16 protein-coding genes are annotated in these 14,562 nt (G+C 54.1%); 6 read left to right on the forward strand and 10 right to left on the reverse strand.

Features of this window, described 5'->3' with window-relative positions; genetic code table 11:
- Window positions 1–120: 120 nt before the first annotated feature.
- Complete coding sequence (locus RGB73_RS19205; RefSeq protein WP_310764363.1) at window positions 121–879, reverse strand: enoyl-CoA hydratase/isomerase family protein; 759 nt, start codon at window positions 877–879, stop codon at window positions 121–123.
- Between the two features lie 177 nt (window positions 880–1,056).
- Window positions 1,057–1,434, reverse strand: a complete 378-nt coding sequence (locus RGB73_RS19210; protein WP_310764364.1) for a Spx/MgsR family RNA polymerase-binding regulatory protein — start codon at window positions 1,432–1,434, stop codon at window positions 1,057–1,059.
- Window positions 1,435–1,768: 334 nt separating this feature from the next.
- On the opposite strand from RGB73_RS19210, the gene RGB73_RS19215 reads away from it, so the two are divergent.
- Together RGB73_RS19215 and RGB73_RS19220 are read left to right on the forward strand one after the other, a co-directional pair.
- Window positions 1,769–2,467 carry a helix-turn-helix transcriptional regulator gene (locus tag RGB73_RS19215; protein WP_310764365.1) on the forward strand — a complete coding sequence of 233 codons (699 nt, stop codon included), beginning with the start codon at window positions 1,769–1,771 and terminating at the stop codon, window positions 2,465–2,467.
- Window positions 2,468–2,601: 134 nt separating this feature from the next.
- Window positions 2,602–2,868, forward strand: coding sequence for a DUF2626 family protein (locus RGB73_RS19220; protein WP_310764366.1), 267 nt, complete (start codon window positions 2,602–2,604; stop codon window positions 2,866–2,868).
- A gap of 53 nt (window positions 2,869–2,921) precedes the next feature.
- On the opposite strand, the gene RGB73_RS19225 is transcribed toward RGB73_RS19220, so the two are convergent.
- Window positions 2,922–4,061: a class I SAM-dependent methyltransferase gene (locus tag RGB73_RS19225; protein WP_310764367.1), complete on the reverse strand. Its 1,140-nt coding sequence runs from the start codon at window positions 4,059–4,061 to the stop codon at window positions 2,922–2,924.
- A 128-nt stretch (window positions 4,062–4,189) separates the two neighbouring features.
- On the opposite strand from RGB73_RS19225, the gene RGB73_RS19230 reads away from it, so the two are divergent.
- A complete protein-coding gene (locus tag RGB73_RS19230; RefSeq protein ID WP_310764368.1) occupies window positions 4,190–5,263 on the forward strand; it encodes a coiled-coil domain-containing protein in 1,074 nt (357 codons plus the stop codon).
- Window positions 5,264–5,273: 10 nt separating this feature from the next.
- On the opposite strand, the gene RGB73_RS19235 is transcribed toward RGB73_RS19230, so the two are convergent.
- Together RGB73_RS19235 and RGB73_RS19240 are read right to left on the reverse strand one after the other, a co-directional pair.
- Window positions 5,274–6,566 (reverse strand): CapA family protein, encoded by a 1,293-nt coding sequence (locus tag RGB73_RS19235; RefSeq protein WP_310764369.1) that lies wholly within the window; start codon window positions 6,564–6,566, stop codon window positions 5,274–5,276.
- A 95-nt stretch (window positions 6,567–6,661) separates the two neighbouring features.
- Window positions 6,662–7,306 carry an MBL fold metallo-hydrolase gene (locus tag RGB73_RS19240; protein WP_310764370.1) on the reverse strand — a complete coding sequence of 215 codons (645 nt, stop codon included), beginning with the start codon at window positions 7,304–7,306 and terminating at the stop codon, window positions 6,662–6,664.
- A 61-nt stretch (window positions 7,307–7,367) separates the two neighbouring features.
- Here RGB73_RS19240 and RGB73_RS19245 point away from each other — a divergent pair, with 61 nt between their 5' ends.
- Complete coding sequence (locus tag RGB73_RS19245; RefSeq protein WP_310764371.1) at window positions 7,368–7,859, forward strand: hypothetical protein; 492 nt, start codon at window positions 7,368–7,370, stop codon at window positions 7,857–7,859.
- Between the two features lie 50 nt (window positions 7,860–7,909).
- On the opposite strand, the gene RGB73_RS19250 is transcribed toward RGB73_RS19245, so the two are convergent.
- Both RGB73_RS19250 and RGB73_RS19255 read right to left on the reverse strand, forming a co-directional pair.
- Window positions 7,910–8,431, reverse strand: a complete 522-nt coding sequence (locus RGB73_RS19250) for a hypothetical protein (RefSeq protein ID WP_310764372.1) — start codon at window positions 8,429–8,431, stop codon at window positions 7,910–7,912.
- Window positions 8,432–8,502: 71 nt separating this feature from the next.
- Entirely contained in the window at window positions 8,503–8,949 is a 447-nt protein-coding gene (locus tag RGB73_RS19255; RefSeq protein WP_310764373.1) for a hypothetical protein, read from the reverse strand.
- Window positions 8,950–9,088: 139 nt separating this feature from the next.
- On the opposite strand from RGB73_RS19255, the gene RGB73_RS19260 reads away from it, so the two are divergent.
- Window positions 9,089–9,568, forward strand: a complete 480-nt coding sequence (locus tag RGB73_RS19260) for a DinB family protein (RefSeq protein ID WP_310764374.1) — start codon at window positions 9,089–9,091, stop codon at window positions 9,566–9,568.
- 407 nt (window positions 9,569–9,975) lie between these two features.
- Here RGB73_RS19260 and RGB73_RS19265 read toward each other — a convergent pair whose 3' ends face one another.
- Entirely contained in the window at window positions 9,976–11,310 is a 1,335-nt protein-coding gene (locus RGB73_RS19265; protein WP_310764375.1) for a PhoH family protein, read from the reverse strand.
- 194 nt (window positions 11,311–11,504) lie between these two features.
- On the opposite strand from RGB73_RS19265, the gene RGB73_RS19270 reads away from it, so the two are divergent.
- Entirely contained in the window at window positions 11,505–12,122 is a 618-nt protein-coding gene (locus RGB73_RS19270) for a YhcN/YlaJ family sporulation lipoprotein (RefSeq protein WP_310764376.1), read from the forward strand.
- Between the two features lie 37 nt (window positions 12,123–12,159).
- On the opposite strand, the gene RGB73_RS19275 is transcribed toward RGB73_RS19270, so the two are convergent.
- Window positions 12,160–13,356, reverse strand: coding sequence for an aminotransferase class I/II-fold pyridoxal phosphate-dependent enzyme (locus RGB73_RS19275; protein ID WP_310764377.1), 1,197 nt, complete (start codon window positions 13,354–13,356; stop codon window positions 12,160–12,162).
- Window positions 13,353–14,516 carry an aminotransferase class I/II-fold pyridoxal phosphate-dependent enzyme gene (locus tag RGB73_RS19280; protein ID WP_310774437.1) on the reverse strand — a complete coding sequence of 388 codons (1,164 nt, stop codon included), beginning with the start codon at window positions 14,514–14,516 and terminating at the stop codon, window positions 13,353–13,355. Before RGB73_RS19280 ends, RGB73_RS19275 begins: the two co-directional genes overlap by 4 nt.
- Window positions 14,517–14,562: the final 46 nt, after the last annotated feature.

Genomic DNA, 14,562 nt, shown 5'->3' on the forward strand with positions numbered 1-14,562 from the left:
TTAAAAGGATGATGTAGTTCATCCTATGCTTTTCCCTACTCTTGTAGAATCGCTTTCTACTAGAAAAAGTATGTCCAAGCAAATAAATGTTTAAACGGAAGAAACCTATCCTCGCCGCTCTCAGCCCTTCTGCAAAAATTTCCGTACCACGGCAACGTGATCCTCACTGCCCCACATTTCTGCACATTGCTCGACTTCCCGGCGAATTCGCTCAGCCTGGCTGACGCCTGACCGCTTCCACTGGAGGACGCGCATATATGCCTCGATTCCTCGGAGCGGCTGAGCTGCGATCTTGCGGGCAAAGCGCATCACTTCTTCATACAGCTGCCCGGCCGGGTATACTTCGTCCACGAAACCGTATCCCTTCGCCTCCTGTGCGCTGATCCGCTCGCCGGTCAGCAGCAGCTCCAGCGCACGCGATTCCGGCAGCTTGTCCAGCAATCGGCTTCCTCCGCCCCAGCCCGTCGTGATGTGCATCCCGATTTGCACGAATCCAAACACAGCCCCTTCGCTCGCAAAGCGAAAATGGCACGCCCCGGCGAACTCGCATCCCCCTCCTACCGCCGCTCCGTTGATCATCGCGATCACCGGCTTGGGAAACTGGTCGATGGATGAGAGCAATTGCGTCACTTTATTCAGCAGAGGAAAAGCCTGATCCCGGCCACGCGCGGAAATAAACTGGTTCAAATCGCCGCCGGATACGAAGCTTTTGCCGCTCCCCGTCACAATCACTACTTTTACCGTTTCATCGCTTTGACAGTCTTGCAGGGCAAAGGTGAGCTCGTCCACGACCTCCATGCTGATCGCGTTATGTACCTCGGGCCGATTCAGCACGATCGTCGCCACGTTTGCATCCTTTTCTACCCGTATCGTTTCCATTGCCGTTCCCCATCCTTTGCAGAAGCTCTTTTTGTCTTATTTCTTATTTTACCGCCTGCATGGGCAAAAGCCTACGAAAGCATGAAGGAGAAATTTCCAAAACAAAAAAGAGGGGGCGCCAGCCTCCCTCTCTTTGCCATTATCGCTCCTGCAACAGGCAGGCAGCTCATACTCTTTTTACGACAGCAGGTTTTTCATCGCGGAAGAATTGAAACCGACGATCAGATTTTCGCCATCGGTCAGGATCGGCCGCTTCAGGAGCTGCGGCTCTTCGCTCAGCATCTCCAGCAGCTCTTTGACGGACATGTCATTGATGTCGACGTCCAGGTTTTTGAAACGCTGGCTTCTGGTGGACAAAATTTCGTCCAATCCGTTCGTCGTCATTTTGATGATGTCCAGCAGCTCTTCCGCTGTCGGCGGGTTTTTAAACAGGTGACGCTCTTCGTAATTGACTCCGTTCTCTGCCAGCCACGCTTTGGCTTTGCGACAGGATGTGCAGCTCGGATACGTGAAAAACGTTAATTTGTTTGTTCTGGTACGTTCAGCAACTGCCATCGGTTACCCCTCCATCTCATCTATACGGTTCGTTCACTTACTGCCAGGCATTGCGTTCGATGTCCCAAATGATGGAAATCGACACTTGCAAAAAGTTAGCTAATAAAAAATCCTTCTTTACTACGGATTATATATGTGCGATTAACACTATGTCAATAGTAGTTAATCTAAAAACTAGATGCAAATCAGGGCGATTTGCACGGCAGCACACGTGCCTGGCGTTGCCAACACCACAAAAATGGTCGTGCTTGGCCTCGTAAACACACTACAACCTTAACAATCCGCTCAAAATCGGATACACTTATGTTGATTTGCTGATGAAAGGGGTAACAGCATGGAATGTGATGCTCAAAAGTTAACCAGCGCTTTAGCTGACCCCACCCGTTTTTCCATCTACCAATATGTCGCTAACAGCAAAGACCCGATTACAGTTCAGGACGTAGCCGACCATTTTTCCATTCACCCGAACGTGGCCCGGCTGCACTTAACGAAATTGGAGGACGTCCATTTGCTTACATCCGTGTCGGACAAAAGCGGAAAGGGAGGGCGTCCAAGCCGGTTGTACTCGCTGTCTGACCAAGTGGTAAGCCTGCAGTTCCCCCCTCGCGACTATCAGCTTTTGGCTGACATTGCGATCGAAACCCTGCTCTCGCTCGGAGAAGCAGGCGAAACAGCCCTGGTCAATATGGGGCATCGCATGGGAACCGAAATGGCAAAACGGGCGGTCGCCAAAAGCGGCTTGAACCTTGCAAGCGCTACTATGGATGAAAAGTTGAGCCACATCGAACGTCTGGTCGTGGCCCAGGGGTTGAAGCCGGAGATCGAACCGGTATCGGATGGCGTCCTTCGCTTCCGCGTGAACAACTGCACGTTTTCAGACACGGCAAAAAAATTCCCCCGTTCTGTCTGCCACATGCACAACGCGCTGCTGATGGGAATATTCGAAACGTACTTAGGGAACATTGTATTACGTGAAGACGACTCCATGATCGGCGGCTGCAGCTCGTGTAATTATACAGTGATACAATATTGAAAACGGGATATCCTGTATTTTCCTATCTGCCAAAAAACCGTCATACCTTCCCGTTTACACACATCCGCCCGTCCTATATAATGGGGAAGGAATCTTGTAAATCTTACCGTTCTATGCAAAAAGGGGGGACACAGATGGATCGTATGTATCGCGTTCTCGGTTTTTGGACCATCGCCATTGCGCTCATGTCTTTCTGGGGCGGCTTGTATCCTATGGCGCTGATCTTCTTCGGTCTGACCGCCTTCTTCGTAGCGCTTAGCTACATGAGCCTGACGGAGAGAGTGTACCTGAACATCTTCTTCGGCTTTATGTTCCTGTCTTTCGTTGGCTTCACTTACTACACGTTCTTCATCATGCCGGTCGGCGGCGGAGAACACGCTATGCTGCAAATGATGCTGTAATGAAAAAAGATGCTCGCTTATGAGCATCTTTTTTGTTTCGTGCCTGTCCGCACCTACGAGGGAAACCCGTTTTCCAAAAAGCGCAAACCTGCCTTGGCATCGACTTCCTTGGCCTGAACCATGACCCGGAAACGCCCTCCCAGCCCAGCCGGATCGATCAGCTGCAAAATCGCCCGATTTCGCTTCATGGCGATACTGGTGAACGGATCCCGATCGTTGTGGGCGACGGCTTTTTGCAAAAGGCCGCAGTTCATCAAAAACTTGTCCTGCCGCATGTAGGCGACCTCCCTCAGCCCCTGCCTCTCCCCGTATCTTTTCCATGCTGAAAAGTTGACGTGTGCCGTGATGTCTTCCTCCCCCGGGTGCGCGAATGGATCTTCGTGCGCCTGATGCCGGTAATAGCACATCAGCGTCCCGTTTTTTCGGCTGGGATGATAGAGTTCTTCCTCCGTATCCCCGTAGTCAATCGTCACGACGTAGCCTCTGTTCAAGAGCCGCGAGACGTCCGTGGCAGCCTGCTCCAGCTCCAGGTTGACCTCCAGCCGCATCCCGTTTGGAACATCCCTTTTCAAAGCTTGGAGATATTCCGCCAAACGGGGCGTCACTTCTCCCCTCTGCTCTGCGAATCCGTCTCCCTTTTCCGTTACCCAGATTTCCCGCCACCCTGCCCCTGATCGTTCCACCACATGCACAGGAAACGCATCCAGCCACTCATTGGAAAGGATGACGCCGTCGATACGCTGGTGCTCTGCCGCTTCCGCCAGCGAGGCAAACCAAAGCTTTGGGACGTCGTGAGCCTGTAAAGCTTCTTCCTGCAGCCGGCGATGATACGGACTCGCCTCGATCAGCATGACGGTAAGCGAACGGTATAGATCCGGTTCCGCCATTTGCAGCCGATCGAGTATGTGACGGCAAAGGGCGCCCGTCCCTCCGCCGATCTCGACCAGCACCGGTGCAGGCAGCAGCCCGCCAGCCCGCCACATTTCTGCGGCGGCATCGGCCAGCGTTTCCCCAAATACAGGGTGTACCGAGGCACTTGTGTAAAAATCTCCGGATTTGCCTACTTTCGGTTTGTCAGACATGTAGTAGCCGTAGACAGGGTGGTACAGTGCCAGCTCCATGTAACGGGAAAAGGGGATGGCCCGCTCCGGACGGCTTGCTATTTCTTCGCGTATGACAGTATAGAGATTCATTGGGCTCTTCTCCTGCTATCCAAATTCATCCTGATAAGGCTATAATACGAAAAGAAGTCATACAATGTGGAGAGAATAGGTGCGACATCCGGCACACCGCTTCCCATCACGATACAAAAGGTGAAATCATGCGTAAATTTCTGCTCATCCTGTTCCTATTGGCATGTCCGCTCACGGTTTTTGCCCAGGAGGAGAAGCCTGTTTCTTTGGAGCAACTAATCTTGCAACAGCATTTTACTCAAAAAGAATTGGAGCGTACACTTACCCTGCTCAAGCAGGAAGAAAAGCGGACCCAAGGTGATATCGCCCAGATCGAACTGGACTTGCAGCGGCAAAAGCTGGTGATCGAAGCCATGCAGCGCCATGCGGGAGAAGTGGCGAGAGCCTACTATACCGGTGAGCGCGCCAATCTTCTGACTCTCCTCTTCAATGCGGAAAATTTCAACGAGTTTTTATCGATGTTCGACTTTATCCAAATCGTATACGACCGCGACATGCAGCGGCTGGAGTCGTTCCAGGCCGAACGGGCCAAGCTCTTCACCCTGCAGCAGGACGAGCGGGAACGGCTCGCCAAATTGGGGGAGCTGCGTAAGAAATACGAGGCGCAGTTGTCCGAAATGCTTGCGGTGCAGGCGGAAAAAGAGAAGAACGTACAAAAGCTGGACGACCCCACTGCCGTCGAAGCACTGATGGACCATCTTGTCGCAGACTGGCAGAAGCGCGGATTGCCCGCCTTTCAGACGTTTTTCGGGCTGCTCGCCGACGTGATGGTGCAAGTGCCCGAGCTCGCCACACCGGACCGGATTCAGTCCAATGGCCTTTTTTCGCATACACTGACCATCAGGCAGGACGAGTTCAACCAGTTTCTCATGAGCAAAGACGCATTGTTCAAGCAATCGCACTTTACGTTTGAAGATAACCAGCTAACCGTCGAAGGCTCCTACGACCATATGCAGCTTCGCCTGGTCGGGGCGTATGAGCTGGTCTCCCCGGTTCAGCTCAAGTTTCACATCAAGGAGCTATATTTTGACGGGTTCGCCCTGCCGCAGTCGACGGTAGCAGATATGGAAAAGATGTACGATCTCGGCTTTTATCCCGAATTGATCTCGCCGAACATTCAGGTGGAAGGAATCTCAATGATGAACGAGGAACTCAAGCTGCAGCTAAAGCTGAACCTCCCGTTCGGATTTGGAAAGAAATAAGGCCAGCTCTTCAGCTGGCTTTTTTCTTGGATACGACCGTGCTGACATGTACGGCCATCTCCCCTTCCAGACGCTTCATATACGCGATCGCATCCTTGGTGAGGGTCGGGTATTTTTCGCCCTTTTGCAAGTTTGCCAATGTTTGCGGAACGGGATAAATGACATAATGGCGCTTTCCGGACTTCCGGTAGAAATGCACGTAGGTCGGAATCATCTCTGCGCTTTCGATGCTCGCACTCCCCTGCCCATCTTTATGCAGCGTCAGCTTGAGAATCGCTCCGACGTCCTTGTAATCCCAGCGTTGTGCCGAAATGAAATTGCCTAGCGAGTAAGCGATCAAACCTTTATGCTCCCGGCCGTCTTCCAACGTCACCGTCTTCCATTCGTACGGCTGTACGACGTGCGGGTGGGCTCCCAGTATCAGATCGGCCCCGTACTGGAGGCAGAGCTCGGCCGTTTTCTTTTGCGCTTCGTTGGGCATCCGCTGGTACTCGACGCCGAAGTGCAGGGCGACTGCGACGAGGTCGGCCCCTTGTTCCCGCGCCCGGGCAATGTCTTTTTTGATCAGCTCGGGATTGATCAAATTGATCAAATACGGCTTGCCTGGCGGGATGGAAATGCCGTTCGTGCCGTACGTATACGACAGCAGCGCAAGTGTGAAGCCGTCCTTTTTCAGTAGCAGCGGTTCATCCCGCTCTTCCGGACTGGCGAAGGTCCCCGTGTGCAGGATCCCTGCCTCGTCGAGATGTTTGATCGTCTGCAGCACACCCGCCTCCCTGCGGTCCAGCGAGTGATTGTTCGCCGTCGAAACCGCGGTGAAGCCCACATCTTTGAGCGTATGTCCGAGTGATGCCGGCGTATTGAACATCGGATAACCGGAATAGCCGGTGGCGCTGCCGCTCATCGTCGTCTCCAGATTGCCGATGACCAGGTCCGCTTTCCGAAACAATGGGACGACATTGGTAAAAAACGGATGAAAGTCATACGTTTTGGTCTTTGGGTCCCATGCTGCATCCAGCTGCTCCTGATGAACCATAATATCCCCGACAGCCATGAGCGTCAGGCGCTGTTCAGGAAAACGCGAGGGCGCCTCGTTTGGCGAAGAGGCGGGCTGCATAGAAGTAGCATCCTGTGTCTGGTCTGGCTTCTCCTCCGAAGGCGTAGCGGGAAGGGGCGGGGGCGCCGTTTCGGCAGGAGCGGTGGAGGGCTTCTCCTGCTTCGCTGCCTGCGGCGGGACACAGCCCGCGACGCTCGCCGTGCAAAAAGCGAGGATGACGGCCCAACGGCACCAATTTTCCTTCATAGAAATCTGTCTCCTTTTTCCTATTGACCCTTCCCATTTCGCCGCTTGGCCGAAAAATCCTCTCTACTGCCTGAAAACGGCCTTTTGCCTTTGCCTTAACGGAGACCGTTCACAAACGGATTGTACGTTTTTTCCGTATCGATCGTGGTTTTGGGACCATGCCCCGGATACACGATCGTATCGTCATCCAGCTCGAACAGTTTGTCCTGAATGCTGGTCATCAATGTCTCAAAGTCTCCGCCCGGCAGATCCGTACGCCCGATGCTCTGCGCGAAAAGCACATCCCCGCCGAAGCAATGCTTGCCGATGACGAACGAGCAGCTCCCCGGCGAATGTCCAGGTGTATGGAGAACCTGAATGGCAAGTCCGGCGATCTCAAGTGTTTGTCCGTCAGCCAGCTCAAATTCAGCCCGCTCGCATACGATCGGAACTGGCAGGTTCCAACGGCTCGAGCCGTTCAAATCCGGGTTGGTCAGCCACTCCTGTTCCAGCGGATGGATATAGACAGGGGCTTTTGTCAAGGCGCGCACATCATTCAGGCCGCCGATGTGGTCCAGATGGGCATGCGTCAGCAGCACCGCCACGACCTTCTTCCCCTGAATGGCCCCCAGCAGCGGGCCGGGATTCATGCCAGGGTCGATGACGATGGTCTCCCCCGTACCCGAATGGGTCAACACGTACGCATTGGTCTGGAAATCTCCAAGCGCAAAGGATTGGATCGAAAATTGTGGTTCGCTCATAGGAACCTCCTCCTTTTTTTGTTACGATAAAGAAACAACGGATGATGCGAGGTGAGGAAAAATGCGCCCGATGTACGGCGTAGAAATGCAAGTGCCGACAGGCAAACTGCCGGGCTTCTATGCTCAAGTCATACATAAAATCGGAGACCATGTCAATGTCTTTGACCGCGACAAGCTGCTTTTTATCGTCGAAGGTGAGGAGGAGCGCGACAAACTGGAGGCTGTGCTGACCAAGTCCCACATGCTCGGAGAGGTGTTCCCTCTGCTGCTGCTGCCGCCGCAAGCACAGGTCGTTTCTCTTGACGACACGGGTTTTATCAGCGAGAGCGGCAATCATTATTTGTATGCGGACCGCGTTGCGTTATTTGCCCTGGCATTGGGCGAGGGAAATGACAGGGATCGCTGGGCTGCCGAAGAGCAGCTCAAGGAGCACGCAGTCGGCTTCATTCCAGGCGATGTGCAGGACACCTCCGTCTGGATCGTGGATCACTCGCTAGCCGAATTGGTGGAGGGAATCGCACGGGCTTATCGGCTCTCTGTAAACTGGCTGTGACGGAAAAGGGAAGTGATGCCTGGCTCAGGCTCACTTCCCTTTTTGCGTCATCACCGCATATCGAAGCGCATCCAGGCCACCTTTTGATCCGCAAGGCCAAAGCTCGCCTGGTACTTGCTTCCCTGGTACACGACTTCTTTCTCTCCCGTTCCTTTTCCGTACAGCTTTTGCAACTGGTCAGCGCTGTCGTACATCCCGAGGCCTCGAATGGTTTTGAACTTCTGGGCGTCTTCCTGCGCCACTGCGCCAAGCATGATCGACTGAATCAGCCCGTTTTTTACTTTTACGATCAGCTGGCTGTGGTCGACGAGCAGCATGCCCATGACTGCCTCACCTTCTCCGGCAGCCATTTGATCGATTGTATACGTCTGCCGCGAAACCATATCCATGAAATCGGCTTTGGCCGGTTTGAGCACGCCGATGGCTTCTTTGATGTTTTGCCCCAAATAAACGCCTCCCGCGCCGTATTCCTGTTGATTTTCGGGATCAAAGTCTGTGGAAGAACAAGCCGCCAGCATGAGTGCCGCCAGCAAAAAAACAGCCAACATTCGGAAATATCTGATGCGATCCATGACGCCCACCTTTTCTGCCGGTTTTGTACACCGCTATCTTACCTTACCTGCCGGCACGCGGGCAAGAACCGCTATTCCCGCGGTCCCGTCACCTTGCGACGAGGCCGGTTTGGCGGCTGGTTGTGGCTCGCGTTTTGCTTGAAGCTTTCCATAATCTTCAGCACAGAAGCGAAAAACGGCGATCCAAACACGGCGACGATGCCCCACAGCCACGTCCCCACCTCCCAGGAATCATCCACGTAAACCACTTCTGCCCCGGTGAGGATCAAAGCGGGGTCCAGCCCTATCAATCCGAAAATGACGCCGGCGGAAACGACGGATATGAGCAGGTTGAAAAAGCGTTTGTAGTGAGTCAGCCGAGCGGCGTGGTTCACATCCTCCCAGCAGTCTTCCTTGGGCTCGTAATCTGTCGCGAGGAACGGAATGACCGACTTGCACGCTTCCGTAACGCCCGCCGCCGCGCTGGATACGGCGGTGACATAAATGAGAAACGCGATGGACGAATCGACACTGACCATGTGACCCCCTCCCCTGTACTATATGTATGGGGAAAAGCGGACAACTTGCAAAAAATCGTCGTAGAAAGCGTTTCCCTCCGCCGCTTTTTGGTGGTAACATGATACTCGTACCGCCAAAATAAGGAAAGGGGTTTTTTGCATGTCCAACAGCTCTTATATCTGGGATTCCTACGACTTCATACGCAACCTCACACTGGGAGCCCTGAAAAACACGTCAGAAGAAGAGGCAGATATCATCCCGGACGGACTCCGCAACAACATCCGCTGGAACCTGGGGCATATCCTCGTCGTTCAGGACTTCTTTATGTACGGGCCGAGCTGTCCGCACTTGCCTGCATCTTACCCTGCCCTCTTTTCGCCAGGGACCAATCCGTCGGGCTGGGAAGGCGACGTTCCCTCTTTGGAAACTCTCGCCGCGCAGCTGGAAGAACAAAGAACGCGCATCAAGGAAACGTTTGCCGACCGTTTGGACCAAAAGCTCCCTGAGCCATTCAAGCTCGGAAACAAAGGAACAATGAGTACAGTGGGGGAAATGTTCACTTTCACCTTGTTCCATGAAGGCATGCACGCCAACGCTTACTCGGCCTTGAAAAAAGCCATCGCTGCTGCAAAGCAGTAGAACTCTCCACAGCTTTTTTTGCGACAGCTTTTAGCAGCCCGGCCCTCATCCGGGCTTTTTTTCATGCGGCAAACCAGTGGCCAGGACATTGGATAACCTGGCTATGCCATGCCTTTTGGAGTAGCCGCGGTTGCCCTTATAGCGAAAACCGCTCCCAAAAAGGGAGCGGTCCTTTGTCGAGCCCGATGCTTATGGGGTTTTACCGATTATTCTCTTTGGCACTTCAACCTCCAAGTAGAGTCTGAAAGTTACCTAAAGAATCGTGGTTCCACCTGTCCGACTTTCGTCGACTGCTTGATCATGATTATCCACTGCTCTTCGCCTCCTGAAAGGCTATGCGCCGGTTAAACATGAATCTTCGGGCTCGACAATCCTAGTATGAGCCGTTTGCAGCGAATTATTCACGCCTACAGCAAATCGGCAGCCAGCTGAGCCAGAATGCTGCGCTCCCCTTTTTCCAGCTTGATGTGGCCGGCCAGCTTTTGATCCTTGAACAGCTCTACGACATAAGTGAGCCCGTTGTTGCTTTCGTCCAGGTACGGATGGTCGATCTGCTCGGGATCTCCCATCAGCACGATTTTGGAGCCGTCCCCCACGCGGGTCAGTATGGTCTTGACCTCATGCTTGGTCAGATTTTGGGCTTCATCAATGATGATGAACTGGCCCGGAATCGATCTCCCGCGAATGTAAGTCAACGCCTCTACCTGCAGACTTCCCATTCCCGCCAAAATTTTATCCAGATCCCCAGGACGTTTCGTGTTGAACAAATACTCCAAATTATCGTAAATCGGCTGCATCCACGGCCTCAGTTTTTCTTCCTTTTCGCCGGGCAAATAGCCGATGTCTTTTCCAAGTGGGACAATGGGTCTTGCTACCAGCAGCTTTTTGTATTTTTGCTGATCCTCAATCTGCAATAGTCCTGCGGCCAACGCCAGCAAGGTTTTTCCCGTTCCGGCCTTGCCGGTCATGGTGACCAGCGGAATGTCGTCACGAAGCAGCAGTTCTGTCGCCATTCGCTGCTGCACATTGCGGGCGCGAATCCCCCAGATCGGATCCTCGTCTGACACGAGCATTTCCAGCGTCTTTCCTTCTTGATCGACTTTTCCGATCGCCGATATGGACGGATTGATCTCGTCCTTCAAAACGAGAAATTGATGGGGATAAAATCGGTATTTGGGAAAACAGGAGGCCAAATGCAGCTTTCTTGCCGCGTAGTACGTCTTGATCACGTCTGACGCGACCATCATCTTCTGATACCCTGCGTAGATGCTGGAGTATTCCCCCACCACTCGATCGGAGAGAAAATCCTCCGCGGTCAGGTTGAGCGCATCTGCTTTTACCCTCATCAAGGCATCCTTGCTGACCAAAATCACCGGGCGAGGATGCTCCGACAAGTTTTCTTCTTCCTGCAAATTAAGCGCGACCGCCAAAATGCGGTTGTCATTAGTCATTTCCGTAAACTGCTTTTGCAATTGATGAAGCGAGGAATGATTCAGCTCCACCCGGAACAGCCCGCCAGTCTCGAGCGTGATTCCTGTGTGCAGGTGTCCCAGCTCCCGGAAGCTGTCCAACAGTCGCGACACGTACCTTGCGTTGCGACCAATTTCATCCATGTACCGCTTTTTGGAATCAATTTCTTCCAACACCACTGCGGGTATGACGATTTCATTATCGGCGAAAGAAAACATCGCCCGTGGATCTTGCAGGAGTACGTTGGTGTCCAGTACGTAGATTTTCTTCAAAATCTCGCCTCCTATTACCCATCTTATATACCCTATGCAATTTTTGGAGGGATGCTCTGCTCTGGCAACTTGATGTACTAAAGTTTATGTCGGGCGGGACACAGATAGACGGACAATGGTCAGAATGAAAACAGGCAAGCAGGAACAAAATACTCGTAACCTGCCCTCACTTAAAGGCAATACTGAAAGGGAGAATGCCTGTGAAACGGACCGTCATCGGATGCCTCGGCATTAGCTTGTTGCTGACTGCCTGCATGTCAGGAAACAGACAGCAGGCCAATCAGGCGCCTCAGCCGAATACGCAAGCTCATCAAACGCAACGTGTCCAGCAAACCGCTCCTCAGCCAACCTACAACCAATCTTCGCAGGCGACCGCTGACCGTCTGGTACAGCTGGCCACCCGCGTCAAAAAGGTCAGAAGCGCAACTGCCGTGGTGATCGGCAAATACGCCGTCGTCGGTATCGCTGTCGATCCCGCATTGGACCGACCTGAAGTAGGCGTCATCAAATATTCCGTGGCGGAAGCGTTGAAGGAGGATCCACAAGGCGCCACTGCCGTCGTCACAGCAGATCCTGCTATCGTACAGCGATTGCGGGAAATGGCCGACGACATCCGCAGAGGCCGTCCCGTCTCCGGATTCGCCGAAGAGCTCGCCGATATCGTGGGACGAATCATGCCGCAGCTGCCTCGCGACGTACGGCAACGGCAAGAGGCCCCTGCTCGCACAAATGAGCAGCGTATCAACAGAACCGGCAATCCTCGCCAGCATCCAAACGACACCACCAACTACAATCGAAACACTGCGCCGTAATCGATATCAAAAGAAAGAGGCATCCGCCCAGGCGTCCTTAAGCCCGGGTGAATGCCTCTTTTGTCGTAGGGATCGCATGCTCATGCTCCAGAGGAGGAAGCTGATCCAAGGCTTGCTGGAGGTCGGCAATCAAATCATCCGCCTCCTCCAGACCGGCCGAGAGTCGAACCAAGCCGTCGGTGATACCGCGCGCTTGCCGTTCCGCTGCCGGCATGGCGGCATGGGACATCGCGGCAGGGTAGGAAAGGATGGTTTCCACCGCTCCGAGGCTGACCGCCACGATTGGGAGCTTTACACGGTCAAACAGCGCTTTGGCCCGCTCCCTGCTGCCGACATCAAAGGACAGGACGGCCCCGTGTCCGCTCGCCTGCACTTCTTGAATGTGTCGGCCCGGGTGACCCGCTAGCCCGGTGTAATAGACGCGGGTCACGGCGGGATGGGCAGACAGCCAATGGGCGATTTTGCCAGCGGTCTGCGTGCTGACATCGAGCCGTGCTTTCAAAGTCTTGAGACCGCGCATCACCAGCCAGCAGTCCTGAACCCCCAGAATGGCTCCCATTCCGTTTTGGATAAAGTAGAGCTGCTCTCCCAATGCGGCATCGCGAGTAACTGCCAGGCCTGCCACGACATCGCTGTGGCCGCCGATGAACTTCGTCGCGCTATGGATGACGATATCTGCTCCCAGCTCCAAAGGCCGCTGGTAATACGGCGTCAAAAACGTGTTGTCCACGATGACGAGGAGGCCATGCTCCTTCGCGATCCGGCTCACAGCCGCCAGATCCGTGACTTTCAAGGTAGGGTTGGACGGCGTCTCCAGGTAAATTCCTTTGGTCGCCGGCGTGATTGCAGCCCGGACCTCCTCCGTTCGAGAAGCGTCGACAAATGTAACGGTGATCCCCATCCGCGAGAGCACCCTCGTCAGGAAGCGAAACGTTCCTCCGTACACATCTTCGGCCACAACCACGTGGTCGCCCGCCGAAAACAGCATGAATACGCTGGATATAGCCGCCATGCCCGAGGCGAAGGCGAAGCCGCGCTCGCCGCCTTCCAAGCAAGCGATCGCTTCCTCCAGCGCCTGTCGGGTAGGATTGCCGGAACGGGCGTAATCGAATGTGCCCGGACGATCCAAATCAGCCTGATGGAAGGTAGAGGCTTGATAAATGGGAACCGACGACGCTCCTGTGACCGGATCGAAACACGAGGTGCCATGCAGCACTTTGGTGGCGAAATTCATCGTACGCTCCCTCCCACTGCCAGGCTGGCATCCAACGCCTCGCACAAATCTGCGATCAGATCGGCCGGATGCTCGATTCCAACTGACAGCCGCAGCAGTCGGTCGCAAACCCCCACGTACTCCCGGATCTCTAGCGGGATGTCCGCATGAGTCTGCGTCGCCGGGTATGTACACAACGACTCCACTCCGCCCAAGCTCTCCGCGAATGAAACGATCTGCAGGCTTTTCAAAAACGGCTTGACCTGGTCCGCCGACTTGACGCGGAAGGACACCATGCCGCTGAATCCGCTTGCCTGCTTTTTTTGCACGCCGTGTCCCGGATGGTCTGCGAGTCCCGGGTAAAACACTTCCGCTACGGCCGGATGCTCGCTCAGCTTCGCTGCTACGGCAAATGCGTTTGCTTCATGGCGTTCCATGCGCAGCGCCAAGGTCTTCAAGCCGCGAAGCAAAAGCCAACAGTCCTGCGGCCCCAAAACAGCTCCGATGGAATTGTGCAAAAACCGGATTTTTTCCGTCAATTCCTGCCCCTTTGTCACAATGAAACCGGCCAGGACGTCGTTGTGACCTCCCAAATATTTTGTAGCGCTGTGCAGGACGATATCGGCTCCAAGCTCCAGCGGGCGTTGACAGTAAGGAGTCAAGAACGTGTTGTCTACGATAGTGAGCAGCCCGTGATCTTTCGCCAGCTTCGCTACTTCCCCGATGTCGGTTATTTGCATCAGCGGATTGGTCGGCGTCTCCACGAATACCGCCTTTGTCTCCGGACGTACCGCGTGGCGCAGCGCATCCAGGTCGCGCAAATCCACATAGGAGAATGTCAGTCCGTAGCGGGACAGGATCTGTTCGAACAGGCGGTACGTCCCTCCGTACAAATCGAGAGACACAATGAGGTGATCCCCCTGGGAAAACAGCCCCATCACCGTATGGATGGCTGCCATGCCGGAAGCGCAGGCAAAGCCCCCGTCGCCGGACTCCGCACTTGCCATCGTCTCCTCCAGAACCGCGCGGGTCGGATTCGCAGTCCGCGTGTAATCGAATCCCGTACTCTCCCCAAGCGTAGGATGACGATAAGCCGTCGAGTAATAGACGGGAAAATTGACTGCCCCTGTCTTTTCATCTTTCCCTACGCCTGCCTGAACCAATTTCGTCTCCAAATACATCTCGTTCTCTCCCTCCAATAATGTTGCGAGGGGCATGAAAAAAAGC

The sequence above is a fragment of the Brevibacillus brevis genome (assembly GCF_031583145.1).
GTDB lineage: Bacteria > Bacillota > Bacilli > Brevibacillales > Brevibacillaceae > Brevibacillus > Brevibacillus brevis_E.